Origin of the sequence: Aminobacter sp. HY435 (genome assembly GCF_027568395.1) — a bacterium.
GTDB lineage: Bacteria > Pseudomonadota > Alphaproteobacteria > Rhizobiales > Rhizobiaceae > Aminobacter.
Genome location: NZ_JANKZL010000001.1, coordinates 165,358 through 189,537 on the forward strand (window position 1 = coordinate 165,358; position 24,180 = coordinate 189,537).

20 protein-coding genes are annotated in these 24,180 nt (G+C 63.9%); 8 read left to right on the forward strand and 12 right to left on the reverse strand.

Annotated elements, in window-relative coordinates:
• Window positions 1–2 precede the first annotated feature (2 nt).
• From PCJ21_RS00785 to tpiA, 5 genes are all read right to left on the reverse strand, one after another.
• Window positions 3–545 carry a DUF1697 domain-containing protein gene (locus tag PCJ21_RS00785; RefSeq protein ID WP_269929475.1) on the reverse strand — a complete coding sequence of 181 codons (543 nt, stop codon included), beginning with the start codon at window positions 543–545 and terminating at the stop codon, window positions 3–5.
• A 62-nt stretch (window positions 546–607) separates the two neighbouring features.
• Window positions 608–2,245 (reverse strand): CTP synthase, encoded by a 1,638-nt coding sequence (locus PCJ21_RS00790; protein ID WP_269929476.1) that lies wholly within the window; start codon window positions 2,243–2,245, stop codon window positions 608–610.
• Window positions 2,246–2,395: 150 nt separating this feature from the next.
• Complete coding sequence (locus tag PCJ21_RS00795; protein WP_269929477.1) at window positions 2,396–3,493, reverse strand: L,D-transpeptidase; 1,098 nt, start codon at window positions 3,491–3,493, stop codon at window positions 2,396–2,398.
• Window positions 3,494–3,775: 282 nt separating this feature from the next.
• Window positions 3,776–4,231, reverse strand: coding sequence for a preprotein translocase subunit SecG (gene secG, locus PCJ21_RS00800; protein WP_269929478.1), 456 nt, complete (start codon window positions 4,229–4,231; stop codon window positions 3,776–3,778).
• 156 nt (window positions 4,232–4,387) lie between these two features.
• A complete protein-coding gene (gene tpiA / locus PCJ21_RS00805) occupies window positions 4,388–5,152 on the reverse strand; it encodes a triose-phosphate isomerase (protein WP_269929479.1) in 765 nt (254 codons plus the stop codon).
• 144 nt (window positions 5,153–5,296) lie between these two features.
• Between tpiA and PCJ21_RS00810 the strand changes: the two genes are divergently transcribed.
• From PCJ21_RS00810 to lexA, 6 genes are all read left to right on the forward strand, one after another.
• On the forward strand, window positions 5,297–7,195 hold the full coding sequence (locus PCJ21_RS00810; RefSeq protein ID WP_269929480.1) for a peptidyl-prolyl cis-trans isomerase: 1,899 nt from the start codon (window positions 5,297–5,299) through the stop codon (window positions 7,193–7,195).
• Complete coding sequence (gene trpD, locus PCJ21_RS00815) at window positions 7,192–8,202, forward strand: anthranilate phosphoribosyltransferase (RefSeq protein ID WP_269929481.1); 1,011 nt, start codon at window positions 7,192–7,194, stop codon at window positions 8,200–8,202. Before PCJ21_RS00810 ends, trpD begins: the two co-directional genes overlap by 4 nt.
• A gap of 4 nt (window positions 8,203–8,206) precedes the next feature.
• Window positions 8,207–9,019 carry an indole-3-glycerol phosphate synthase TrpC gene (trpC, locus tag PCJ21_RS00820; RefSeq protein ID WP_269929482.1) on the forward strand — a complete coding sequence of 271 codons (813 nt, stop codon included), beginning with the start codon at window positions 8,207–8,209 and terminating at the stop codon, window positions 9,017–9,019.
• A 1-nt stretch (window position 9,020) separates the two neighbouring features.
• Complete coding sequence (moaC, locus tag PCJ21_RS00825; protein ID WP_269929483.1) at window positions 9,021–9,503, forward strand: cyclic pyranopterin monophosphate synthase MoaC; 483 nt, start codon at window positions 9,021–9,023, stop codon at window positions 9,501–9,503.
• Window positions 9,504–10,709: a molybdopterin molybdotransferase MoeA gene (locus tag PCJ21_RS00830; RefSeq protein ID WP_269929484.1), complete on the forward strand. Its 1,206-nt coding sequence runs from the start codon at window positions 9,504–9,506 to the stop codon at window positions 10,707–10,709.
• 107 nt (window positions 10,710–10,816) lie between these two features.
• Window positions 10,817–11,533, forward strand: a complete 717-nt coding sequence (gene lexA / locus PCJ21_RS00835) for a transcriptional repressor LexA (RefSeq protein WP_269929485.1) — start codon at window positions 10,817–10,819, stop codon at window positions 11,531–11,533.
• A 112-nt stretch (window positions 11,534–11,645) separates the two neighbouring features.
• On the opposite strand, the gene PCJ21_RS00840 is transcribed toward lexA, so the two are convergent.
• Entirely contained in the window at window positions 11,646–13,925 is a 2,280-nt protein-coding gene (locus PCJ21_RS00840) for a ComEC/Rec2 family competence protein (RefSeq protein WP_269929486.1), read from the reverse strand.
• Window positions 13,926–14,225: 300 nt separating this feature from the next.
• On the opposite strand from PCJ21_RS00840, the gene gltX reads away from it, so the two are divergent.
• Window positions 14,226–15,644, forward strand: a complete 1,419-nt coding sequence (gene gltX / locus PCJ21_RS00845; RefSeq protein WP_269929487.1) for a glutamate--tRNA ligase — start codon at window positions 14,226–14,228, stop codon at window positions 15,642–15,644.
• Between the two features lie 181 nt (window positions 15,645–15,825).
• Window positions 15,826–17,115, forward strand: coding sequence for a citrate synthase (gltA, locus tag PCJ21_RS00850; RefSeq protein WP_269929488.1), 1,290 nt, complete (start codon window positions 15,826–15,828; stop codon window positions 17,113–17,115).
• A gap of 81 nt (window positions 17,116–17,196) precedes the next feature.
• On the opposite strand, the gene lpxB is transcribed toward gltA, so the two are convergent.
• The 6 genes from lpxB to bamA all read right to left on the reverse strand — a co-directional run bounded on the left by lpxB (window position 17,197) and on the right by bamA (window position 24,039).
• Window positions 17,197–18,360 carry a lipid-A-disaccharide synthase gene (lpxB, locus tag PCJ21_RS00855; RefSeq protein WP_269929489.1) on the reverse strand — a complete coding sequence of 388 codons (1,164 nt, stop codon included), beginning with the start codon at window positions 18,358–18,360 and terminating at the stop codon, window positions 17,197–17,199.
• Window positions 18,357–19,250, reverse strand: coding sequence for an LpxI family protein (locus PCJ21_RS00860; RefSeq protein ID WP_269929490.1), 894 nt, complete (start codon window positions 19,248–19,250; stop codon window positions 18,357–18,359). The genes lpxB and PCJ21_RS00860 overlap by 4 nt, the downstream gene beginning before the upstream one ends.
• Entirely contained in the window at window positions 19,237–20,073 is an 837-nt protein-coding gene (gene lpxA / locus PCJ21_RS00865) for an acyl-ACP--UDP-N-acetylglucosamine O-acyltransferase (protein ID WP_269929491.1), read from the reverse strand. Before lpxA ends, PCJ21_RS00860 begins: the two co-directional genes overlap by 14 nt.
• Window positions 20,074–20,083: 10 nt before the next feature.
• Window positions 20,084–20,548 carry a 3-hydroxyacyl-ACP dehydratase FabZ gene (gene fabZ, locus PCJ21_RS00870; protein ID WP_269929492.1) on the reverse strand — a complete coding sequence of 155 codons (465 nt, stop codon included), beginning with the start codon at window positions 20,546–20,548 and terminating at the stop codon, window positions 20,084–20,086.
• A complete protein-coding gene (lpxD, locus tag PCJ21_RS00875) occupies window positions 20,541–21,599 on the reverse strand; it encodes a UDP-3-O-(3-hydroxymyristoyl)glucosamine N-acyltransferase (RefSeq protein WP_269929493.1) in 1,059 nt (352 codons plus the stop codon). Before lpxD ends, fabZ begins: the two co-directional genes overlap by 8 nt.
• A gap of 70 nt (window positions 21,600–21,669) precedes the next feature.
• Entirely contained in the window at window positions 21,670–24,039 is a 2,370-nt protein-coding gene (gene bamA, locus PCJ21_RS00880; RefSeq protein ID WP_269929494.1) for an outer membrane protein assembly factor BamA, read from the reverse strand.
• Window positions 24,040–24,180 lie beyond the last annotated feature (141 nt).

Consider the following 24,180-nt stretch of genomic DNA (forward strand, 5'->3'; position numbering starts at 1 on the left):
GATCAACGCCCTGCCACCATTTCGCCCAGCCGCCGAACCGTGTTCCAGTTGCGCGACGTGCCGACACCGCCTGAACGCTTCGGCGTCAGCGCGCCAAGCAGCCGTGACGTGCCGACGCTGCGAGAGAAATAGAACCAGATGTCGCCGTCCACGGCGGCCAGCTTCTCATCAGGCGCCACATAGGAACGGAGGCGCTCGATGACGTCAGGGGCCACCGGCTCGCGCATCACCCGCACCGCCACCTGGTCGGGTTCGCATTCAGCCTCGTCGGGAAACGGATTGGCAGCGACAAGCTTCCGCCAGCCGGCCGCATCCCTGACGATGATGTCGACATGCTTGCCGAATTGTTGCGCAAAGGATGCTTCGAGCAGGCGTTCGAGCTCCGGGACGGAGCTATCCGCTTCGAAAACCAGGTTTCCGGTCGCAACCAGCGTGCGTGGATTGGTAAGTCCGAGATCGCTTGCCATGTCGCGCAGGCCGGACATGACGACGCGCCGGCCAGGGCCGAGGACGATACTGTAGAGAAGCGCGACATAGGTGGTCATGCGCGGCACAGCCACTGGGAGGAAATGCGCGCCGGCGCGTTCACGTCGGCGCGCATGAGAGATCAGACCAGCCGGCTCTGTTCAACGGCGGCTTCGATGAAGCTCGCAAACAGCGGGTGCGGCTCCAGCGGACGGCTCTTCAGCTCCGGATGGTACTGGACGCCGATGAACCAGGGATGGTCGGGATATTCGACCGTCTCGGGCAGCACGCCGTCGGGCGACATGCCGGCAAAGACCAGGCCACACTCTTCGAGGCGATCCTTGTAGTCGATGTTGACCTCGTAGCGGTGGCGGTGACGCTCGGAGATGTCGGTGTCGCCGTAAATCTCGGCGATCTTCGAGCCCTCGGTCAGCTTCGCTTCGAATGCGCCGAGACGCATCGTACCGCCGAGATCGCCGGATGCCCGGCGTTTCTCGAGCATATTGCCCTTGAGCCATTCGGTCATCAGGCCGACGACCGGCTCCTTGGTGGCCCCGAATTCGGTCGACGAGGCATTTTCGATGCCGGCCAGCGAACGGGCCGCCTCGATACAGGCCATCTGCATGCCGAAGCAGATGCCGAAATACGGCACCTTGCGCTCGCGCGCGAACTTGGCCGCCAGGATCTTGCCTTCCGAGCCACGCTCGCCGAAGCCGCCGGGAACCAGGATGCCGTGGACCTTTTCGAGGAACGGTGCCGGGTCTTCCTTCTCGAAGACCTCGCTCTCGATCCAGTCGAGCTTGACCTTGACGTTGTTGGCGAGGCCGCCATGCGACAGCGCCTCGATCAGCGATTTGTAGGCATCCTTGAGGCCGGTGTACTTGCCGACGACGGCAATCGTCACTTCGCCTTCCGGATTGTGGATCAACTGGGAGACGTTCTGCCAGGGATCGAGGCGCGGCTTGGGCGCCGGATCGATGCCGAAGGCGGCCAGCACTTCCGAATCCAGGCCTTCCTTGTGATAGGCCAAGGGCACATCGTAGATGTGGCCGACGTCGAGCGCCTGAATGACCGCCGACTCCCTGACATTGCAGAACAGCGACAGCTTGCGGCGCTCTTCCTTTGGGATATCACGGTCGGCGCGCACCAGAAGGATGTCGGGTGCGATGCCGATGGAGCGCAGCTCCTTGACCGAATGCTGCGTCGGCTTGGTCTTGAGTTCGCCGGCCGTCGGAATGTACGGCATCAAGGTCAGATGCACGTAGACCGCATTGTTGCGCGGCAGGTCGTTGCCGAGCTGGCGGATCGCCTCGAGGAACGGCATCGCTTCGATGTCGCCGACGGTGCCGCCGATCTCGCAGAGCACGAAGTCGTACTCGTCATTGCCGTCGAGGATGAAGTTCTTGATCTCGTCGGTAACGTGCGGAATGACCTGCACGGTTGCACCGAGATAATCGCCGCGCCGCTCGCGTTCGATGATGTTCTTGTAGATGCGACCGGTGGTGATGTTGTCGCTCTGGTTCGCCGAGCGTCCGGTGAACCGTTCGTAATGTCCGAGGTCGAGATCCGTTTCCGCGCCGTCATCGGTCACGAACACCTCACCATGCTGGTAAGGCGACATCGTTCCGGGATCGACGTTGAGATATGGATCGAGCTTGCGGATGCGCACGCGATATCCGCGTGCTTGCAGGAGGGCCCCAAGGGCTGCTGCGGCTATGCCTTTTCCAAGGGAAGAGACCACGCCGCCGGTAATAAAAACATATCGCGCCATGGGATTCATCGCTTAACGCGGCCAAATCGATTCCGCCAGTGAAAAATCCGCCGCGTCGGACTTTTCCCTATATGGCTGTTCAACATTGCTGCCTGGCAGGCCGCGCAAACAAAAAGGCCGGCGTGACCGCCGGCCCGCTATCAGCGTTGTGAAAACGCCTTACATGACGATAACTTCAGAGCCCATCTTCACGCGATTGTAGAGATCCATGACATGGTCATTGACCATGCGGAAGCAACCGTTGGAAGAATTTGTGCCGATCGTCTGCGGCTGATTGGTGCCGTGGATACGTATATGGGTATCCTTCTTGCCCTGGTAAAGGTAGATGGCGCGCGCACCGAGCGGGTTTTCCGGCCCGCCATTCATGCCGTCCTTGTACTGGCCGTACTTCTTGGGCTCGCGCTCCTGCATGTCCTTGGTCGGAATCCAGCGCGGCCATTCCTGCTTGTCGCCGATGGTCGCCTTGCCCTTGAATTCGAGCCCTTCGCGACCGACCGCGATGGCATAGCGACGCGCTGTCGACGGCGACTCGATCAGATAGAGGTAACGCGAACCGGTATCGACGACGATCTGGCCACGTTCGTAGCCGGGGAACGACACTTCCTGCGGCTCGAAATCGGACTTTACCTTGAACTGCTTCTTGGCCTGCTTGGCCTGCAGTACGGCGTCGAGCGCCCGGGTCTGCGGAAGCATCGACTGCTGCGGCGCGGTCCCGCCAAATATGCCGGCCAGCAAACCGCTCTGGCGCGGGCGATCCTGGCCCTCGCTGCGCAACTCGCCGCTGTTGCCCGACGAGGCAACTTCCAGCGCGTCGGGGACGAGCGGCTCGATCGGCTTCATCACCTCGAGCGGCTGCAGATTGCGCTTCGGCGCGGGCGCGGCAACGCCTGCGACCTGGGTCGTCGCCTTCTCCGCCTTCTTCAGCCGCGCCAGTTCGCGCGCCTGGTCAGCCTTCTGCTTGGCGGCCTCGCGCATCGCCATTTTCTTGGCTTCGAGCATCTTGAGGCGGGCGGATTCCTTGTCCGCCTTGATCTTGGCTTCCAACTGCTTGATTCGGGCCAGATCCTCGTCGGTCGGCTTCTTCTTTTTCTTCAGCTGCTTGAGTTCTGCCGCGTCCGACTTTGCGGCAACGGCAATGACGTCGCTTGCAACTCCGGGTTGCGGAGTCTCAACCCGGCCGGCGGGAGTTGCGGCATAGGCCGTTGAGCCCAGGAGGGAGGCACAAAGACCAGCTAGAAGGATGCGGCGGAGCTGCATGGCGAAGGATCCCGAAATCTACGCAAATGGTTGCGCGGCGACGCATGGTGGCCCCTGCCCCTCAGCCTGCCGCGAGTCAGCTATAGTCGATTAGCCGGAGAAGCCTCAAGGGAGCCGGCCGTGGCGACGTGATCGAATTTTCGTGATTGTGCAGCATTTGCCGCGACTGTGTTCAAACAACAACAGGTTGCGGCGCTGAAGCCCGCTTTGGGGCCGGCGCGCCCGCAAAGGCGCGCCAAGTCGTATTCAGATCGACATTGCGGTCGAAATCGAACCGCTGGGTCAGTTCGGAACCTGCGGTGCGGCGGGAGCCGGTGCTGCCGCCGGCTGTTCCGGAGCGGCAGGTGCGGCCGCCGGTTCGCCCGCTGCGGGAGCGGCAGGCGCCGCATCCGTTGCCGGTGCGGCAGGCGTGGCGGGGGCCGGCGCGGAACCGCCGAGCTGGTCGAGGACGCCCTTGCCGCCGGTGGTCGAGCCGCCCTGCGTGGTCGGGGCGCGGTCGAGCACGTCGATATCCCTTGGTGCGTAGCGGGCGATGACCGAGAGCATCAGCGAGGTGACGAAGAATGCCGTCGCAAGGATCGCGGTTGCGCGCGTCAGCGCGTTGGCGGCGCCGCGGGCGCTCATGAAGCCGGAACCGCCGCCGATGCCGAGGCCACCACCTTCGGAACGCTGCAGGAGCACAACGCCCACGAGGGCGAGCACGACCATCAGATGGATGACGATGATGACGGTTTCCATTGCGCTTCCTGGGATCTTTCCTGAAGGGGTCTAGCCGGAACGATGAAACAACCTAGGTTCCGGAGGCGGCTCAATACAATGCTTTGTCAGCATTTCCAAGCCCGCCGCCCGAATATGGGGAAGCGCGCAGCCATTGCAACGGCTGCGCGCTGCAACTCAGAACTTGCGATAGGCCTCGGCGATGCCGAGGAAGTCCGCCGCCTTGAGGCTCGCGCCGCCGACGAGCGCCCCATCGACATTGGCGACAGCCAGCAGTTCGTTGGCATTCGAGGGCTTCACCGAGCCGCCATAGAGAATGCGCATCTTCGAAGCGGCCTCGCCCAGCTTTTCAGCGAGGCGGGCGCGGATATGGGCGTGCGCCTCCGCGACATCCTCGACCGTCGGCGTCAGGCCGGTGCCGATGGCCCATACCGGTTCGTAGGCAACGATCGCGTTGGCCGGCGTCGCCGTTGCCGGAACCGACCCGTCGATCTGACGCGACAGCACGTCAAGCGTCGCGCCGCCTTCGCGCTCGGCCCTGGTTTCGCCGACGCAGATCACGGCCACCAACCCTGCCCGCCATGCGGCTTCCGCCTTGGCCTTGACGACCGCGTCTGTCTCGCCATGGTCCGCACGGCGCTCGGAATGGCCGACGATGACGTGGCTGGCGCCGGCGTCCTTCAGCATTTCAGCCGAAATGTCGCCGGTATGGGCACCGCTTTCGTTGGCATGGCAATCCTGCCCGCCCGCCTTGACCGGGGTGCGATGAAGAATCTCGGCGGCGCGCGAGAGCAGCGTCGCGGGAACGCAGATCAGCGCCTCGGTTTCGGCGTCGAGGCCGCCCATGTAGCCGCTCGCGATGCCGCGCAATTCGTTCAACGACGTGCTCGTGCCGTTCATTTTCCAGTTGCCTGCGACAAGTGGGCGGATACCTGGAGTCATCTGCTCTTCCCTCGAAAACGTTACGCGATCGAGCCCCTCACTACCAAAAACAAGCCACAAAGCAATCGACAGTGGCGTCGAAGGACGCTATTGCGCTTCGTTCATGCAGGCGCGTGCGACAATGCGCGAATACGGGATGTGAAAATGCTCGAAACGATGCGAAGTGCTGCTGGAACCTGGGTCGCGAAGCTGCTGCTTCTGCTGCTCGTGGTGAGCTTCGCGATCTGGGGCATTTCCGGCTCGATGCTCAACCCGGCCGGCGGCGACAATGTCGTCACGGTCGGCGGCACCAAGGTCAATGCCACGGAATACCGGCTGGCGCACGACCGGCAGCTCAATGTCATGTCGCAGCAGTTCGGCCAGCGGCTGACCCGCGAACAGGCCACCGCGCTCGGCATCGACAACCAGGTGCTGTCGCAGCTCGTCGCAGGCGCGGTTCTCGACGAGCAAGCCCGCAAGCTCGGCCTTGGCCTGTCCAAGGATCGCCTCGCCCAACTGACCTGGGACGACCCCACTTTTCAGAACGCCAGCGGCCAGTTCGACCGCCAGGCTTTCGAATACATCCTGCGCCAGATCGGCATGCGCCCCGAGGACTATCTGAAGAATCGCGCCCAGTTCGCGGTGCGCCAGCAGATCGTCGAAGCGGTGTCCGATGGCATGAAGGCGCCTGATACCTTCCTGCGCGCTGTCGCCTTGTACCGCGGCGAAGACCGCACCATCGATTATCTGACCCTGCCGAAGTCGCTGGTCGAGCCGATTGCCGCTCCCACCGACGAGGTCCTCACCGCCTGGTTCGAGGAAAACAAGAAGACATACGCGGCGCCCGAATTCCGCAAGGTCAGCTACGTCAAGCTCGAGCCCGAAGACATCATGGACCTCGGCTCGATCACCGACGAACAGGTCCGCCAGGACTACGATAAGAACAAGTCGCATTTCACGACGCCAGAGGTGCGCAGGATCGACCAGCTGGTCTTCGCCAACGCCGACGCCGCCAAGGCAGCCTCCGACGCCATCAAGGGCGGCGAAAGCTTCGACAAGGTCGTCGCGGACCAGGGCAAGACCACGGCCGACGTCACGCTCGGCACGTTGACCAAAGACCAGATTGCCGACAAGGCAGTGGCCGACGCCGCCTTTGCGCTGCAGCCCAACCAGGTCAGCGATGTGGTCCAGGGCACTTTCGGCCCGGTGTTGCTGCGCGTCAGCGAAATCACGCCTGAGGCGACCAAGTCGCTCGACGACGTCAAGGACCAGATCCGCAAGGACCTGGCGCTTGCCGAAGCCAACCGCATCCTGCTCGATGTCCACGACCAGTATGAAGACGCTCGCGCTGGTGGCGACTCGATGAAGGCCGCTGCCGAAAAGCTCAAGCTCAAGATGGTGACCGTCGATGCCATCGACCGCGCCGGACAGGCGCCGGATGGCTCCGTCATCAGCACGCTGCCGGATTCGCGCAACCTCATCCAGGCTGCTTTCGAGGCCGAGACCGGCACCGAGAACCAGCCGCTCAACGTCGGCACCAACGGCTTCGTGTTCTACGAGGTCGACGGCATCACCCCGGCGCGCGAGCGCACGCTCGACGAAGTGCGCGAGAAGGTCGTTGTCGACTGGACAGCGGCCGAGACGGCCAGGCAGCTTTCCAGCAAGGCTGCCGAACTCGAAAAGCGCCTCAAGGACGGCGCCGAACTCGACGCCATCGCCACAGAACTCAAGCTTGAGAAGCAGACCAAGCGTGGCCTCAAGCGCGAAGCCGACGACGCCGACTTCGGTCGCGAGGGTGCGGTCGCGATGTTCGCCATGGGCCAGGGTGGCACGGGCGTCATCCCATCGCCATCAGGCGACTCACAGATCTTGTTCAAGGTCACCGAAGTGTTCGAACCGGCCGGCGTCGATGCCAGCTCGGTCCCCGAGGACGCCCGGACGACCTTCGCCTCCGGCATGTCCGCCGACCTGCTCGATCAGCTCGTGGCCCAGCTGCAGGCGGAATACGGCGCATCGGTCAACGAGACGGCGATCGCCCGCGCGCTCCAGGTAGGAACGCCATGAGCGCGCTGAAGCCGCATATCGCCAAGGTCGCCGCTGGCACGCCGCTCAGCTTCGACGAGGCGCGCGAGGCGTTCGACATCATCATGTCGGGCGAAGCCACACCCGGCCAGATCGGCGGTTTCCTGATGGCGCTGCGCGTCCGCGGCGAGACGGTCAGCGAAATCTCCGGCGCCGTCGCCACGATGCGCGACAAGATGCTGCGCGTCGAGGCCCCCGCGGATGCCGTCGACATCGTCGGCACCGGCGGCGACGGTTCCCACAGCGTCAACATCTCGACGGCTTCCGCCTTTGTCATCGCGGGTGCGGGCGTGCCCGTCGCCAAGCATGGCAATCGCGGCCTGTCGTCGTTGACCGGCGCGGCAGATGTCTTGACCGCGCTCGGCGTCAACATCGACCTCACTCCGGAGGCGATCGGCTCCTGCATCCGTCAGGCCGGCGTCGGCTTCATGTTTGCGCCGGCCCATCACCCGGCGATGAAGCACGTCGGCGCGACACGTGTCGAACTCGGCACCCGCACCATCTTCAATCTGCTTGGACCGCTCTCCAATCCGGCCGGCGTCAACCGCCAGCTGGTCGGTGTGTTCTCGGCCGAATGGGTCGAACCGGTCGCGGAAACGCTGAAGGAACTGGGTGCGGAACACGTCTGGGTCGTTCATGGCGACGGCTACGACGAGATCACCACGACCGGCGAGACTCATGTCGCGGCCCTCGCCAACGGCGCGATAACCACCTTCACGTTGTCGCCTGAGCAAGTCGGCTTGCCGCGACACACACGCGAAGAACTGCGCGGCGGAGATTCAGCCTACAACGCCGAAGCGCTGCGTAACGTTCTGGAAGGCGCCAAAGGCGCCTATCGCGACACGGTGCTGATGAACGCCGGCGCCGGCCTCGTCATCGCCGACAAGGCTTTGACCCTTGCCGAAGGCGTGAAGCTTGCAGCGGACTCGATCGACAGCGGCAACGCCCGCGCCGTGCTCGAACGGCTCGTCCGCGTCTCCAACGGATAACAGCATGGCCGACATTCTCCGCCGCATCGAAGCCTACAAGCGCGAGGAGATCGCCGCGGCCAAGGCCGCGCTGCCGCTCGCCGAGCTCAAGGCGCGGGCCCGCGACGTCGCCAAGCCGCGCGGCTTTCTCGCCGCGCTCGAGGCCAAGCGCAGTCAGGGCCGCTTTGCCCTGATCGCCGAAATCAAGAAGGCGAGCCCGTCCAAGGGCCTTATCCGCCCGGACTTCGACCCACCGGCCTTGGCACAGGCTTATGCCGAAGGCGGCGCAGCCTGCCTGTCGGTGCTGACCGACACGCCTTCGTTCCAGGGCGCGCCCGAATTCCTGACGATGGCGCGCCAGGCCTGCGCATTGCCGGCCCTGCGCAAGGACTTCATGTTCGAGCCCTACCAGGTCCATGAAGCGCGCGCCTGGGGCGCCGACGCGATCCTGATCATCATGGCGAGCCTGAGCGACGACGACGCCCGGCTGCTTGAGGACACGGCCTTCGACCTCGGCATGGATGCGTTGATCGAGGTGCATGACGAGGAAGAGACCGAACGCGCTCTGAAGCTGTCCTCGCGCCTGCTTGGCATCAACAACCGCAACCTCCGGACCTTCGAGGTTGGACTGGAAACCTCCGAACGTCTGGCGCCGATGGTGCCCGCGGACAGGCTGCTGGTCGGCGAAAGCGGCATCTTCACCCACGACGACTGCCTGCGCCTGCAAAAGTCGGGCATCGGCAGCTTCCTCGTCGGCGAGAGCCTGATGCGCCAGGCGGATGTCGCGGCGGCAACCCGGGCGCTGCTCGACGGCGCGCCGCTCGCAGCGAGCGCCTGAGATGGCCGGCACCCTCACCCACATCGGCACGTCGGGCGAGGCCCATATGGTCGACGTCGGCGACAAGGCCGAAACGACGCGCACTGCGATCGCCGAAGGATGCGTCGTGATGCGGGCGGAGACTCTGGCCCTGATCCTCTCCGGCAACGCCAAGAAGGGCGACGTGCTTGGCACAGCGCGGATTGCCGGCATCATGGCGGCCAAGCGCACGCATGAGCTCGTGCCGCTGTGCCACCCCATCCTGTTGACCAAGGTTACGGTCGATATCGAACCGGACGAGACGTTGCCAGGCCTGCGCGTAACAGCACTGGCCCGCGTCACCGGCAAGACTGGCGTCGAGATGGAAGCGCTCACTGCCGCGTCCGTAGCCTGCCTGACCATCTACGACATGGCCAAGGCGGCGGATCGCGGCATGGTCATTTCCGGCATCCGCCTGGTCGAGAAGACCGGCGGCAAGTCGGGCGACTACAAGGCTGCCGACTAGATGGCGCTGCTGCCGGTCGCCGAAGCGCTGAAGCTGCTGCTCGATGGAGCGGCCCCCGCGGCATCCGAGACTGTCGCGCTGGGCGAGGCTGACGGACGCGTGCTGTCGGCGCCGCTGCACGCCTTGCGCACCCAGCCGCCATTCGACGCTTCCGCCATGGACGGCTATGCCGTCCGCGCTGCCGACATTGCATCCTTGCCGGCGCAGCTGGCCGTCATCGGCACCGCCGCGGCGGGAAAGCAGTATGCCGGATCGCTGGCGCCGGGCCAGACGGTACGCATCTTCACCGGCGCTCCGGTGCCCGCTGGCGCGGACACGGTTGTCATTCAGGAAAACGTGCGTGACCTCGGCAAGGGCAAGGTCGAGATCGTCGAACCGACCGTGCCCGGCCGCAACATCCGCAAGAGTGGCCTCGACTTCAGGCAAGGTGACATGATCCTCGACTCGGGTCGCCTGATCGAGTCGGCCGCATTGTCGCTCATCGCCGCCGCCAACCACCCGACCGTCGTAGTCAACCGCGCCCCTCTGGTGGCGATCATCGCCACGGGCGACGAACTGCTGCCGCCTGGCAGCACCCCCGGCCCCGACCAGATCATCGCCTCGAACTCCTATGGCGTCGGCGCAATCTCCCGCTCGGTCGGGGCGCGCGTGCTCGATCTCGGCATCGCCCCCGACCGCAAGGAGGCAATCGCCACACTGGTCAACAAGGCGCTCGACGCCAAGGCCGACGTCATCGTCACCCTGGGTGGCGCTTCCGTCGGCGACCACGATTTGGTCCACGCGGTGCTGACCGATCTCGGCATGTCGCTCGATTTCTGGAAGATCGCGATGCGCCCCGGCAAGCCGCTGATGTTTGGCCGGCTTGGCGAGACGCGCTGTCTCGGGCTGCCCGGCAATCCGGTCGCCAGCCTGATCTGCTCGCATATTTTCCTCAAGCCGCTGCTGGCGGCGCTGTCCGGCCGCGCCTATGAAGCAGACATACGCAACGCCACGCTTGACGCGCCGCTCGGCGCCAACGATCTGCGCCAGGACTACGTTCGCGGCGTCGCGCGCAAGACGCCGGACGGCCTTGTTGTCACGCCCTACACCGTCCAGGATTCGTCGATGCTGCGGACGCTGACGGAAGCCAATTGTGCGATTGTCCGCGAGCCGTTCGCACCGGCAGCAGTCGCGGGCGACTCCTGCCGCCTCCTGATGCTGCGCTGAACGCAAAGCCACGCCCTCTTCATCAAATATAAACAGTTGCAGAACACAACTGGAACAGATAGCGTTTGTTCCGGGTTTGTTTTTCTTTTGATTCCTCGGGGGTGGTGATGCTGACGCGCAAACAACACGAGCTTCTGCTGTTCATCCACTCGCGGCTGAAGGAGACGGGCATCCCCCCCTCCTTCGACGAAATGAAGGAGGCGCTCGACCTTGCCTCCAAATCCGGCATCCATCGCCTGATCACGGCGCTGGAAGAACGCGGCTTCATCCGCCGGCTGCCGAACAGGGCGCGCGCGCTCGAGGTTCTGCGCCTGCCCGACTCGATTGCGCCCGGCCTCAACGCGGCGAGGAAGTTTTCGCCCAGCGTCATCGAAGGGTCGCTCGGCCGCAGGCCCGAGCCTTCCCGCCCGGTTGCGGCAAGCAATGACGACGATGTCGCTTCGGCAATTGCTATCCCCGTCATGGGCCGCATCGCCGCCGGCGTGCCGATCGACGCCATCCAGAATCGCACGCACACCATATCGGTGCCGCCGGACATGATTTCGGGTGGCGAGCACTATGCGCTCGAGGTCAAGGGCGACTCGATGATCGAGGCCGGCATCTTCGACGGCGACACCGTCATCATCCGCAACGCCAACACTGCGAGCCCCGGCGAGATCGTCGTGGCGTTGGTCGACGACGAGGAAGCGACGCTCAAGCGCTTCCGGCGCAAGGGGGCGTCGATCGCGCTGGAAGCGGCCAATCCAGCCTATGAAACACGGATTTTCGGACCCGATCGGGTCAAGGTCCAGGGCAAGCTCGTCGGTCTGATCCGGCGCTACTGACGGGCGCTTTCCGGTACGCTTGTTCTGGGCGATGGGCGCTTGGCTGCTCCTATGTGCCAAGTTGCTCCCATGTTCCGAACGAGTTTCCGCATGTCCGCGGCCAAGGCCGGGCTCAATCCTGGCCGCCGTTGCTCCCCGCTCTATCCGCTGGAACGTTGGCCGCCTCCGGCATGGTGCGACCAGCCCGCTGATAGGGCGCCATGCCCCTGGCCTCACGTGAAAAGGCGCGATGCGCATGCCAGGGCCGATACGGCCTGGATATCGCAAACAGCACCTGGGTTTTTTCTGCCCCGGCGCCATCGGCGAGATGGATGGCAGCGCTTCCCGCGCGCGCCAATTCCCGTCCGGTGATCATTGTGACGGCGGCGCTCCCGCAGATGTCGTACGCGGTTGCGTCATCGACAACGAGAACGCGCACTGTCACGCAGGCCGGTTTGGCCGCGTCCTTGTCGCTGGCATGAGCGATCACCGCGCCCGAACGATGCGTGACCAGGCACAGCCCATCGTCGCAGACGAAATGTTGCGTACTTCCCATGATTTTGGCGACATCTGTAGCCTCAGTACCCGCGGCACCGCTTTTGACCGGCTTGGCAAGCCCATCCGCTGCAAGCGCGCGCTGCCAGTTGTCGGCAATGAACGCGCTTGCCCGGGCGCGGTTCACGGCGAGCCTGTTTGCGTCGACTGGAACGCCGACCAGCCGCCCGTCCTCGGACACCAGCACATCCGGGGAGCGGATGTCGGCCAGTGTCAGCAACGAGAGCGCGGCGAATGGCAGTGCCGCGATACGCAGCCATGTCGAGGCGATGGAAGCGATGACCAGCGCCACGGAGGCAAGGACAACCGAATGGGTCGAAATCAACCCCACGGCGTCGACGGGCGAGCGCTCGGAGAACCAGGTGGCCATCGCCAGCATGGAACTGAGGCCGAGCGCCATCGTATCGAGAAACAGCCCGTCAAGGCCCAAAGGCATGAGCAGTCCCGCGGCGACCGCAAACGGCATCACCAAAATCGAAACGATCGGCATGACGGCGAGGTTGGCGAGCAGGCTCAGCGGCGACACGCGCTGGAAATGCCAGGCGCCGAAGATGCTGGTGGCAAGTCCGGCGATCAGCGAAGTCGCAACCAGTCCGACAACCAGCGCAAGCATGCGCCGCGTCACTGCCGAAGCCATCGACCGCTGCACGACCGATGACTCGACCGGACGCTCGGACCACCAGGCATAGGCGCCGACGAGCGCCGCAGTCGCTGCGAACGACATCTGGAAACTCGGCCCGACCACCTCATGCGGCGAAACGACGATTACGATGGCTGCCGAGATCGCGAGGTTGCGCATTGTCAGCGCCGCCCGGTCGAACAGCACGGCCGTCAGCATCACGGCGAGCATGATGAAGCTGCGCTGCGCCGCCACCTCAGCACCCGAGATGAAGAGATAACCGCCGGTCGCGGCCAATGCGGCAAGTGCTGCGTATTTCTTGACCGGGCGGCGTGAGGCGAACCCAGGGAGGGCGGCGAAGGCGAACCGCAGCGATACCATGACCGTGCCCGCGACCATCGCCATGTGCAGGCCCGAGATGGAGATGATGTGGTAGAGCCCGGTCCGCCGCAGCGCCTCGTTGACGTCTTCGGGAATGCCGCCGCGCACACCGACGACAAGGGCAGCGGCAATCTCGCCTTCCGCGCCTCCGATACGATCGCGGATACGTTGGGCAATCCGGTCTCGGGCATTTTCAACCCAGGCGAAGCTGCGCTCGGCCAGCGACAGCGGCCCCGCCGGTCCAGCCAGCAGCGGCCCCTTCATGAAGAACCCGCTGGCGCCCAGGCCGTCGAAATAGCTTTCGAAGGAGAAGTCGTAACTGCCTGGCCGCACCGGCCCGGACGGCGGCATCAGCCGGACATAGCCCGAAACCACGCTGCCCGCTGCCACGCCGTCGGGCAATTTGCGCGCCGTGAGACGCACCCGCTCCGGTGCGTAGCGCAGCTTCGGCCTTTCGGTCGACAGCACCTGCAATGTCAGTCGCACCCGCCCACCGGCGAGATGAGCCACTTCGACGACGCGACCGGTCAGCGTGGTCGCAATCTCTGAGCCGATCACCTTTGTGTCGTGTCTTGTGGTTTCGACCTTGGCGGCGAGCGCACCGACGAGAAACAATGTGGACGCAGCGCAGATGTAGTTGAGCCAGCGACGCGACCGCGTTGCGACCGCGAGCAGCGCAACCAGAAGAGCTCCTGCCAGCAAAGGCAGGAGGTCCGGCTCCTGCCGCAGGCCGAAATAGGTCAGCGCACCGCAGGCCAGAAAGACCGGAACGAAAAGGAAAGCCGCGCCGCGCTCCAGCTCGAGATCGATAGCCGCAAGTGCGCGCCGGGGCGTGAACCGCCAAGACGCCTCTGCCAAGGCCGATGCGGCGAGTTGGGACCAGCTTCGCGGAACGAGCGCAGACCTGTCGCTGCCCTGACCTGCCGGCGTATCTTTCTGCACGACCCATGCGCCTGGGTTTGCCTCGCCCGTATGCAACAGGGCACGCTCGCTGGCCTCGACCAGCGCTCTTTCTCCGCCCTGCCCATCCCGCACGCGGTTGCCCATCGGGCCCTGCCCCTTGCGCCCCAGACCTTCTATGCTACATCAACGCCACCGAAACGCCATGCGCCGCCGGTCTTCCGGCCGGGCGACGCCATGCTTCCCTTGGATACTGTTATGCCCGTCGTCACCCGCTTCGCCCCTTCACCCACCGGCTACCTGCATATCGGTGGAGCGCGCACCGCGCTGTTCAACTGGCTCTATTCGCATCATACCGGCGGCGCGATGCTGCTGCGCATCGAAGACACCGACCGCGAGCGCTCGACCGACGCCGCCACGGCAGCGATCCTCGACGGCCTGACCTGGCTGGGGCTGACCTGGCAAGGCGAGCCGATCTCGCAGTTCGAACGCGCCCCGCGTCACCGCGAAGTCGCTGAAGAACTCGTGCGGCTGGGCAAGGCCTATTATTGCTACGCTTCGCAGGAAGAGCTGACCGAAATGCGCGAGAAGGCTCGCGCCGAGGGCCGTCCGCCGCGTTACGATGGCCGCTGGCGCGACCGCGATCCGTCCGAGGCACCGGCAGGCGTCAGGCCGGTTATCCGCATCAAGGCGCCGCAGGAAGGCGAGACGATCGTGCGCGATCGCGTGCAGGGCGACGTACGCTTCCCCAACAAGGATCTCGACGATTTCATCATCCTGCGCTCCGATGGCGTGCCGACCTACATGCACGCTGTCGTTGTCGACGACCATGACATGGGAGTCACCCACATCATCCGTGGCGACGACCACCTGACCAATGCCGCGCGCCAGACCATCATCTACGTCGCCATGGGCTGGGACGTGCCGGTCATGGCGCATATTCCCCTGATCCACGGTGCCGACGGCGCCAAGCTGTCCAAGCGTCACGGCGCGCTCGGCGTCGATGCCTATCGCGCCATGGGCTACCTGCCCGAAGCACTGCTCAACTATCTCGCCCGCCTCGGCTGGAGCCACGGCGACGACGAGGTGATGAGCATCGAGAACATGGTCAGCTGGTTCGAGATCGAGGACGTCAACAAGGGTGCTGCCCGCTTCGACTTCGCCAAGCTCGAGGCGCTGAACGGCATCCACATGCGCCAGATGGACGACCAGAAGCTGTTCGACATCTTCGTCGCCACCTTGCCCTACCTCGAAGGCGGCCAGGCGCTGCTTGACAAGCTCGACGACAAGCACAAGGCGCAGTTGCTTGCGGCGATGCCCGGCCTCAAGGAGCGCGCCAAGACTCTGGTCGAACTGGCCGACGGTGCAGGCTTCCTGTTTGCGCAGCGCCCGCTGCCGCTGGACGAGAAGGCAGCGACCCTTGTGGCCGGTCCCGCCAAGGACATCCTCAAGGGCGCGCACGCGGCATTGAGCAGCGTCGACTCAGACTGGAGCGCAGCCTCGGCAGAGGCGGCCATCCGCGAGTTTGCCACTCGCGAGAATCTCAAGCTTGGCGGTGTCGCCCAGCCGCTTCGCGCCGCTTTGACGGGCAAAAGCACCTCGCCGGGCGTGTTCGACGTGCTTGCCGTTCTGGGTCGAGACGAAAGTCTTGGCCGCATTTCCGATCAAATCGATTAGGTCAGCAATGCTTTCCTAGTTTTGCATTGAAATCAGGCTGTTGCGGTGCAACATTGCGGCAACAGGCCAATTTGAAAGCAGCGGGAAAGCTGGAAGGCTTATGGAGCATTCCGGACCTATCGGGTTGCCTTGTTAAGAAGATTGCGCCGCTCAGCGGCAACTCAGCACTAAGGAGTAAGCGATGACTGATTCAACCGCCAAACTGGACTTCCGCGGCCAGACTCACGAGTTCAAGGTCCGAGGCGGAACGGTCGGGCCGGATGTGATCGACATCGCATCGCTCTACGCCACGACCGGCGCATTCACCTACGATCCCGGCTTCACCTCGACGGCGAGCTGCGAGTCGCAGATCACCTTCATCGACGGCGATGCCGGCGTGCTGCTGCACCGCGGCTACCCGATCGACCAGTTGGCCGAGCATGGCGACTTCCTGGAGGTCTGTTACCTGCTGCTCTACGGCGAACTGCCGACCAAGGCCCAGAAGGACGACTTCGACTATCGCGTCACGCGCCACACCATGGTGCATGAGCAGATGTCGCGCTTCTTCACCGGCTTCCGCCGCGACGCCCACCCGATGGCGGTGATGTGCGGCGTGGTCGGCGCGCTGTCGGCCTTCTACCACGACTCGACCGACATCTCGGATCCGCACCAGCGCATGGTCGCTTCGATCCGCCTGATCGCCAAGATGCCGACGATCGCGGCGATGGCCTACAAGTACCATATCGGCCAGCCGTTCGTTTACCCGAAGAACGAGCTCAACTTCGCCGCCAACTTCCTGCATATGTGCTTTGCCGTGCCGTGCGAGGAATACAAGGTCAACCCGGTGCTGGCGCGCGCCATGGAGCGCATCTTCATCCTGCATGCCGACCACGAGCAGAATGCGTCGACCTCGACCGTCCGCCTGGCCGGTTCGTCGGGCGCCAACCCGTTCGCCTGCATCGCAGCCGGCATCGCTTGCCTGTGGGGCCCGGCGCATGGCGGCGCCAACGAGGCTGCGCTCAACATGCTGAGCGAAATCGGCCACGTCGACCGCATCCCGGAATTCGTCGCCCGCGCCAAGGACAAGAACGATCCGTTCCGCCTGATGGGCTTCGGTCACCGCGTCTACAAGAACTACGATCCGCGCGCCAAGATCATGCAGAAGACCACGCATGAAGTGCTCGGCGAACTCGGCATCAAGGACGATCCGATGCTCGACGTTGCGATGGAGCTCGAGCGCATCGCGCTGACCGACGAATACTTCATCGAAAAGAAGCTGTATCCGAACATCGACTTCTATTCGGGCATCACGCTGAAGGCGCTGGGCTTCCCCACCACCATGTTCACCGTGCTGTTCGCGCTCGCCCGCACCGTTGGCTGGATCGCGCAGTGGAAGGAAATGATCGAGGATCCGCGCCAGAAGATCGGCCGCCCGCGCCAGCTCTACACCGGCGCTGCCGAACGCGACTACGTGCCGATCGCCAAGCGCTGAACGGCCATGGCCTGAACTGAAAAACGCCCGCCAGATGTTCGTCTGGCGGGCGTTTTGCTACCGGGCGTTGTGCCTGAGGCGCTATCTTCCGACGTGCCTGAGGACCGCTTCCGCGGCCAGGTCTCCGGACGGGCGCTCGGTCGCCATCCGGCGGGCAATTTCGGCAAAGCCATCCTTTTGCCAGCGTCGAAGGCCGGTATCGGCAAACAGCCCTTCAAGGTGCCGCGCAATCCATTCAGGCCGCACATATTCATTGTAGGCTTCGATGACCACCGGCTGGTCGGCGATGAGGTTGGGCAGCGCGGCGCTCCACACCGTGATCAACCGCTGCGCCAGCCGCATGATGGTGTCGAGCTTGTAGTTCGACATCATCGGCACGCCGGCCAGCGCGAGCTCCAGCGACACGGTACCGGAAGCGATCAGCGCCGCGTCAGCCTCGCCGAATGCCTGCCACTTGTGCTGCGGATCGACAATGATCTCGGGTTTTTGCGGCCAGTCGGCGACGGCTTCCTCGACGATCGTGACTGCGTGCGGGACCGTCGGCAGCAACAGCCGCAGGCGGTGGCCACGCTTGCGCAGGATCGAAACCGTCTCCCCGAATGGGCCGATCAGCGCGCGCACTTCGCTGCGCCGCGATCCCGGCAGCAGAAGCAGCGTCTTTTCGTCGTCGGCTTCGGGCGCACGCTTGCCATCCTGCATGGCGGCGGCGATCGCGATGCCCGGATCCGTCGTCAGGCGATGGCCGACAAAAGTGCCGGTCGGACCGCCGAGGCGCGCCAGTTCGGCCGGCTCGAAAGGCAGGATGCACAAGATCTCGTCGACATGTGGCTTCATTGCCTTGGCCCGCCCAGGGCGCCAGGCCCAGACGCTTGGACAGATGTAGTGCACGACAGGCACCTGGGGCGCGAGCGCGCGCACCTTGCTTGCGACCCTGAGTGAAAAGTCCGGGCTGTCGATGGTCACCAGGCAGTCCGGCTTCTCCGACGCGACAAGCCGGGCCGTCTGGCCGATGCGCCGGATCAGCCGCGGCAGGTCGCGAACGATGGCGCTCAGCCCCATCAGGGCGATTTCGCTGCCGTCAAACAGCGGCGCCAGTCCGAGCGCCTGCAGATGCCGTCCCCCGACGCCAACCAGCTTCACCTCGCGGCCGCTCAGCCGCTGCAGCGAGCGAACCAGATCGGCGCCGAGAAGATCGCCGGATTCTTCCCCTGCGACGATTGCAACCTTCAGCGGGGGCAGGCTCATCTGACGACCTCTCCGCTGGAAAGTCCGACAACGAACAGGCCAAGCCTGTCGGCACGTTCGATCATCTCGCCGAAATCAAGAATCAGGGAGCGTCCCGCCTCGACGCCGATGCCGACCAGGCCGGCGGCGTGCGCGGCATCCACCGTCGCAGGTCCGATCGTCGGCAGGTCGGCGCGCAGTTCCTGGCCTGGCTTTGCACATTTGACCAGCACACCACGCCTGCGCCCGGCGATGCGGCCGTTGTCGCGCAAATCACGCACGCGTTCGATCAGAAGGTCGGTGCCCTCGATGCCTTCCAGGGCGACGGCCCGCCCTCCGATGGCGATTGCCGCCTGCCCGATATCGAGCGCCCCGATGGCGCGCGCAGCCTCAAGCCCGGCATTGAGGTCGGCCCAATCGCCGGCAAGCGGCGCGTGCGCGCCCATCTTGCCCTCGACAGCGACCAGGTCGGGCACGATCTGATGCGCACCGACAACCTTGACGCCGGTTTTCTCGATCAAATTGACAAGAATACGCAACAAGCCGTCGTCACCCCGCTTCAGGGCAACGACAGCACTTGGCAGAATGCGCAGCAGGGGCAGGCTTGGCCGTATCGCACGCCATGCGGGCCGTCTGCTTATGCCACCAGCCAGAACGACATGCGTAATGCGCTGACGCTTGAGCAGGGCGAAAAGCGAGGCAAATTGCTCGACCGGGATCTCCGCGCCGTCGTAGCGCCCAAGGCTGGTGCCTGGATCCGTCTCGCCTGCCACCGAAATGATGAACGGCGGATGTCCCGCCTGCGCGAGACTGTCAGCAACATTGACGGGAAGCCGGCCACTGCCAGCAACGACAGCGACCCGGTCGGTCGCGGAAAGGTCTATCCTCTTCCCGCCCTCAGCTTTCGTCATCGGCGGCGTCGTCGGAGACGGCATTGCGGAGCGGCGGAACGGTGAAATGGCGCTTGCCGCGGGCCTGGATGAAATCCAGCATGTCGCGCACGATGGCCGAGCCGGCGAACTCGCGTTCGACCTCCGGCATGTTCTCCGCCACCGAGCGCGCCGGATTGAAGATCATCTTGTAGGCCTTGCGCAGGGCGAAGATATCGGCGCGCGCCATGCCCGAACGTTTCATGCCGATGACATTGAGCCCGCGCAAACGGGCGCGGTTGCCCATCACCATGCCGTAGGGAATGATGTCGCCGTCTACGATGGCTGCGCCGCCGACAAAGGCATGATGACCGACGCGCGTCATCTGGTGCACAGCGGCAAGACCGCCGAGCGTGACATTGTTGCCGATCTCGACGTGGCCGCCGAGCGTCGCCAGGTTGGCCATGGTGACGTTGTTGCCGACCACGCAATCATGCGCGATATGCGCCCCGGCAAGAAACAGTCCGTTGTCGCCGACAATGGTCTCGCCCCGGCTGGTGTCGGTGCCGACATGCATCGTCACGCTCTCGCGCATCGTGCAGTTCTTGCCGATGACAAGCGTTGTACGCCCGCCCTTGTGCTTGTTGTTTTGTGGCGCGGCACCGAGCGTTGCCATGGGGAACACCTTGCAGCCCTCGCCGAGCGTCGTGGCGCCCAGGATCGAGATATGGCTCATCAGTTCGACACCGTCGCCAAGTTCGGCTTCAGCGCTGACATGGCAGAACGGCCCGATGCGAACGCCGGTGCCCAGCTTTGCGCCCGCTTCGACGACGGCCGCGGGATGGATGAATGTCTCGGTCTGCATAAAGCTTGTTCTATTCCTTGGGCACCATCATGGCCGCGACCTCGGCTTCCGCCACGGTGGCGCCATCGACGCGCGCGTCGCAGGCAAACTTCAACAGGTTGCCGCGCTTCTTGATCTTCTTGACGTGGATCCGCAGCTGATCGCCGGGAACGACAGGTTTGCGGAATTTCGCCGCGTCGACGGTCATCAGATAGACCAGCGACGGGCTTTCATCACTTACCTGGCGCAGGCAGATTGCACCTGCGGTCTGCGCCATGGCCTCGATGATGAGCACGCCGGGCATTACCGGCTGTCCGGGGAAATGCCCCTGGAAATGCGGCTCGTTGAACGTAACGTTCTTGATGCCGATTGCGGAATCGTCACCGTCGATCTCGACGATGCGGTCAATCAGCAGGAACGGATAGCGATGCGGCAACAGCTTGAAAAGTCCGAGAATATCGACGGATTCAAGCGTCGTGGTCGTCTGGTCAGTCATTGCTCCCGCCCTCCTTCGATCTTCCCGTTGCCATCTTCCTGAGCAGCGCGAACTCGCGCATGGCAAGCTTCATCGGCTTGGCCGGGAAACCTGCCCAGACTTCGCCTGCCGGCACGTCGTGCATCAAACCGCTGCGCGCCGCAAGCTGGGCGCCCGAACCGATGGTCAGGTGGTCGGCCAGGCCGACGCCACCGCCCATCATGACGTTGTCGCCGACAACCACGGAGCCCGAAATACCCGAAAGACCGGCAATCACGCAATTGCGGCCAATGCGCACGTTGTGGCCGATCTGGACGAGGTTATCGATCTTGGTATTTTCGCCGATGATGGTGTCGGCCATCGCACCGCGATCAACGGTGGAGTTGGCGCCGATCTCGACATTGTCCTGGATGATGACGCGCCCGATCTGCGGCACGCGCTCGGGACCGCGCGCACCGCCGGCAAAGCCGAAGCCGTCCTGTCCGATCCGCGCGCCGGCATGGATGATGACGCCGTTGCCGACCAGCGCGTACTGGACCGAGCTATGCGGCCCGATGTAGCCGTCGCGGCCGATCTGGACGGAACGGCCGATGACAGCGTTTGCCGCGACAACCGTTCCGCTGCCGACGGATGCATGCGGGCCGATGACCGCCCCCGCTTCGATGACGGCCCCAGCTTCAACGTGCGCAGTCGGGTCGATATGGCTGAATGGCGAAATGCCGTCTTCGCCAGTGACGCCGATTGGCCGTCCGGCTTCGGGATAAAGCAAGCGCCCGACGCGTGCGAACGCGTGCTGCGGACGTGGCGTGACCAACACGGCAATGCCCGCCGGCACCAGGCCGACGACATCGGGAGTGCACAGCACAGCGGCGGCTTTCAGCGTCGCCAATGGCCTGGCGTTGCGTTTGCCGTCGACAAACACCAGCGCGCCATCGCCGCCATCCTGGGCCGAGGCAATTGTCGTGATTTCTCTTGGGGAATGGCCCGCATCGGCGAGCACAGCGCCGGTCAACTCGGCCACCTCGCCTGCCGTGAAGCGGCGCGACGGCACAAAAAATACCGGATCCGTCATAAATAAATTCCAGCTAGGCCGGGTAACCGGCTTCCGGGCCGCAACAGCCCGGAAGCATCGATCCACTTTGTTAGAAGCGGGTCGAAATACCGAAGTTGAATTCCTGCGTGTCGTCGGTGTCCTGCTTGGCAACCGGGACAGCATAGTCGACGCGCAGCGGACCGAACGGCGACGCCCAGAGCAAGCCAACACCAACCGAAGCACGCCAGTTCATGCCGGTCGACACGATGTTGGTGCCCGGGATGTCCAGCTTGCTGCCGTAGAGGCTGGCAGCGTCGGCGAAGACCGCGCCGCGCAGGCCGAAGCTCTCCGGAACGACAGGGATCGGGAACTGCGCCTCGGCCGATGCATTGAAATACGTCGTGCCGCCGAGGTGATCGCCACCGTTCAAGTCGTACGGGCCGATACCGTTGTACTCGAAACCGCGGATCATGCGGTCGTTGCTCTTGAACTGGTCGAACACGCGCAGACCGTCGTCGCCGAAGCCCTGAATGTGACCCGCACCGGCCGAAACGAGACCGACGATATCCAGTTCTTCCGACAGCGCCTGATAATAGGTGCTGCGGCCGGTGAACTTGATGAACTTCGCATCGCCGCCAAGGCCTGCCACTTCGGTCGTGAAGTTGGCGTAGATACCGTTACGCGGATTCTTCATGTCGTCGATGGTGTTGTAGACCAGCGTGCCGCTGACCGAAGACTTGATCCACGGGCTGTTGTCGATGCCGTTGATGATGGCCGGCGAGATGCTGCAGGCATCGTTCTTGCCATCGCCATTGGTGTCGCAATCCTCGTCGAGCGTGTATTTTTCCTGAGACAGGTTGTAGGCGAGCTGCGTCGAGATGTTGTTGGTGATCGGCAGACCGAAACGGATCGTACCACCAGTCACGTCGCTATCGTACTTGTCGTCATACTTGCGCGTCTGGCGGAACACATCGAAACCGGCAGCGATACGACGGCCGAGGAAATACGGCTCGGTGAACGAGAAGCTGTAGTCGCGCGAGTTCTTGCCGCCGCCGGCGGAGAACTTGATGAACTGGCCGCGGCCGAGGAAGTTGCGCTCGGTGATCGAGCCTTCCACCGACGGGCCGGCATTGTCGCCACCGGTCGAGTAACCGGCGCCGATCGAGAATTCACCTGTCGACTTCTCGACCAGATCGACAACCAGCACCACCTGGTCCGGCTGCGAGCCGGGAGCCGTGGCAATCTCGACCTTCTCAAAGAAGTTCAGGGCTTCGAGGCGCTTCTTCGCGCGCTGGATGAGAACCTGATTGAAGGCATCGCCTTCGCTGACGTCGAACTCGCGACGAATGACGAAGTCACGCGTGCGCTCGTTGCCACGGATCTCGATGCGCTCGACATAAGCCTTGGCGCCCTGATCGACGGTGTACACGACGTTGATCGTGCGCGTTTCGAAATTGCGGTCGCCGCGCGGCGTCACCTTGGCGAAGGCATAACCCTTGCCGGCCACGTTCTCGGTGATCGCGATGATCGAATCTTCGACGTTCTTGGCGTTGTAGACATCGCCCTTGCGGGTCTCGACCAGCGACTGCAACGTCGCGCCATCGATCTCGGGAATGGTGCTTTCGACAGACACGTCGCCGAAGTCGTAACGCTGACCTTCATCGACGGTGATCGTGATAGTGTACTGGTTGGTTCCCTCGTCGAGTTCGCCGAACGCGGAAACGACCTGGAAGTCGGCATAGCCGTGATTGAAGTAGAATCGGCGCAGCGCCTCTTCGTCAGCGCGCAGGCGGTCTTCGTCATAGATGTCGTCGCGCAGCATGAACGACAGGATCGACGAGCGCTTGGTCGAGATGATGTCGGCCAGACGACGGTCGCCATAAGCGTTGTTGCCAACGAAATTGATCGCGGCAATCTTCGTGCGGCCACCTTCGTTGACCTCGTAGACCACGTTCACGCGGTTCTCGCCGAGATCCATGATCTGCGTCGTGACGGTCACGTCGTCGCGACCGACGCGCTTGTAGGCTTCCTTGATCGCCTGCACGTCGGATTCGAGCGTCGCCTGCGAGAATGCGCCGCGCGGCTTGAGCTGAACGGCACCACCCAACTGGGCATCCTTCAGCTTCTTGTTGCCCTGGAACAGGACGTTGTTGACGACCTGGTACTCGGAAACCTGAACAACCAGCGTCGAGCCGACCTGGTTGATCTGGACGTCGGAGAACAGGCCACTGCCAAACAGCGACTTCACGGCTTCGTCGATATCGACTGAAGTGAACGACTTGCCGGGCTTGATGGTGATGTAGTTGCGGACCGTATCAGCATCGACTCGCTGATTTCCGCGCACTTCGACGCGATTGACGACTGCGGCCTCTGCCGCGGACACGGCAACAAACTGAGCAACCACAGCGCCAGGTACGGCCAGTGCGGCGGACAGAGCTACCGCGGACGCGGCGCTCGCAAACTTAAGTGCTGCCTTCATTGGCCTTTACAACCTTTTCTCGAAGTCCCCACGGCGAGAAAACCGGACGTCGCGGTAAATTTTCCCATACCGTAATAACCGGATTTTCCCTACACGCAAGGCTTCTGGTTAATTTGTACTTACTTCCCCGCCGAGCGTGAC

Bases quoted from the DNA above. Each gene is read 5' to 3' on its own strand.
- PCJ21_RS00785 (WP_269929475.1), bottom strand. From the start codon at position 545: ATGACCACCTATGTCGCGCTTCTCTACAGTATCGTCCTCGGCCCTGGC.
- PCJ21_RS00790 (WP_269929476.1), bottom strand. From the start codon at position 2,245: ATGAATCCCATGGCGCGATATGTTTTTATTACCGGCGGCGTGGTCTCT.
- PCJ21_RS00795 (WP_269929477.1), bottom strand. From the start codon at position 3,493: ATGCAGCTCCGCCGCATCCTTCTAGCTGGTCTTTGTGCCTCCCTCCTG.
- secG (WP_269929478.1), bottom strand. From the start codon at position 4,231: ATGGAAACCGTCATCATCGTCATCCATCTGATGGTCGTGCTCGCCCTC.
- tpiA (WP_269929479.1), bottom strand. From the start codon at position 5,152: ATGACTCCAGGTATCCGCCCACTTGTCGCAGGCAACTGGAAAATGAAC.
- PCJ21_RS00810 (WP_269929480.1), top strand. From the start codon at position 5,297: ATGCTCGAAACGATGCGAAGTGCTGCTGGAACCTGGGTCGCGAAGCTG.
- trpD (WP_269929481.1), top strand. From the start codon at position 7,192: ATGAGCGCGCTGAAGCCGCATATCGCCAAGGTCGCCGCTGGCACGCCG.
- trpC (WP_269929482.1), top strand. From the start codon at position 8,207: ATGGCCGACATTCTCCGCCGCATCGAAGCCTACAAGCGCGAGGAGATC.
- moaC (WP_269929483.1), top strand. From the start codon at position 9,021: ATGGCCGGCACCCTCACCCACATCGGCACGTCGGGCGAGGCCCATATG.
- PCJ21_RS00830 (WP_269929484.1), top strand. From the start codon at position 9,504: ATGGCGCTGCTGCCGGTCGCCGAAGCGCTGAAGCTGCTGCTCGATGGA.
- lexA (WP_269929485.1), top strand. From the start codon at position 10,817: ATGCTGACGCGCAAACAACACGAGCTTCTGCTGTTCATCCACTCGCGG.
- gltX (WP_269929487.1), top strand. From the start codon at position 14,226: ATGCCCGTCGTCACCCGCTTCGCCCCTTCACCCACCGGCTACCTGCAT.
- gltA (WP_269929488.1), top strand. From the start codon at position 15,826: ATGACTGATTCAACCGCCAAACTGGACTTCCGCGGCCAGACTCACGAG.
- lpxB (WP_269929489.1), bottom strand. From the start codon at position 18,360: ATGAGCCTGCCCCCGCTGAAGGTTGCAATCGTCGCAGGGGAAGAATCC.
- PCJ21_RS00860 (WP_269929490.1), bottom strand. From the start codon at position 19,250: ATGACGAAAGCTGAGGGCGGGAAGAGGATAGACCTTTCCGCGACCGAC.
- lpxA (WP_269929491.1), bottom strand. From the start codon at position 20,073: ATGCAGACCGAGACATTCATCCATCCCGCGGCCGTCGTCGAAGCGGGC.
- fabZ (WP_269929492.1), bottom strand. From the start codon at position 20,548: ATGACTGACCAGACGACCACGACGCTTGAATCCGTCGATATTCTCGGA.
- lpxD (WP_269929493.1), bottom strand. From the start codon at position 21,599: ATGACGGATCCGGTATTTTTTGTGCCGTCGCGCCGCTTCACGGCAGGC.
- bamA (WP_269929494.1), bottom strand. From the start codon at position 24,039: ATGAAGGCAGCACTTAAGTTTGCGAGCGCCGCGTCCGCGGTAGCTCTG.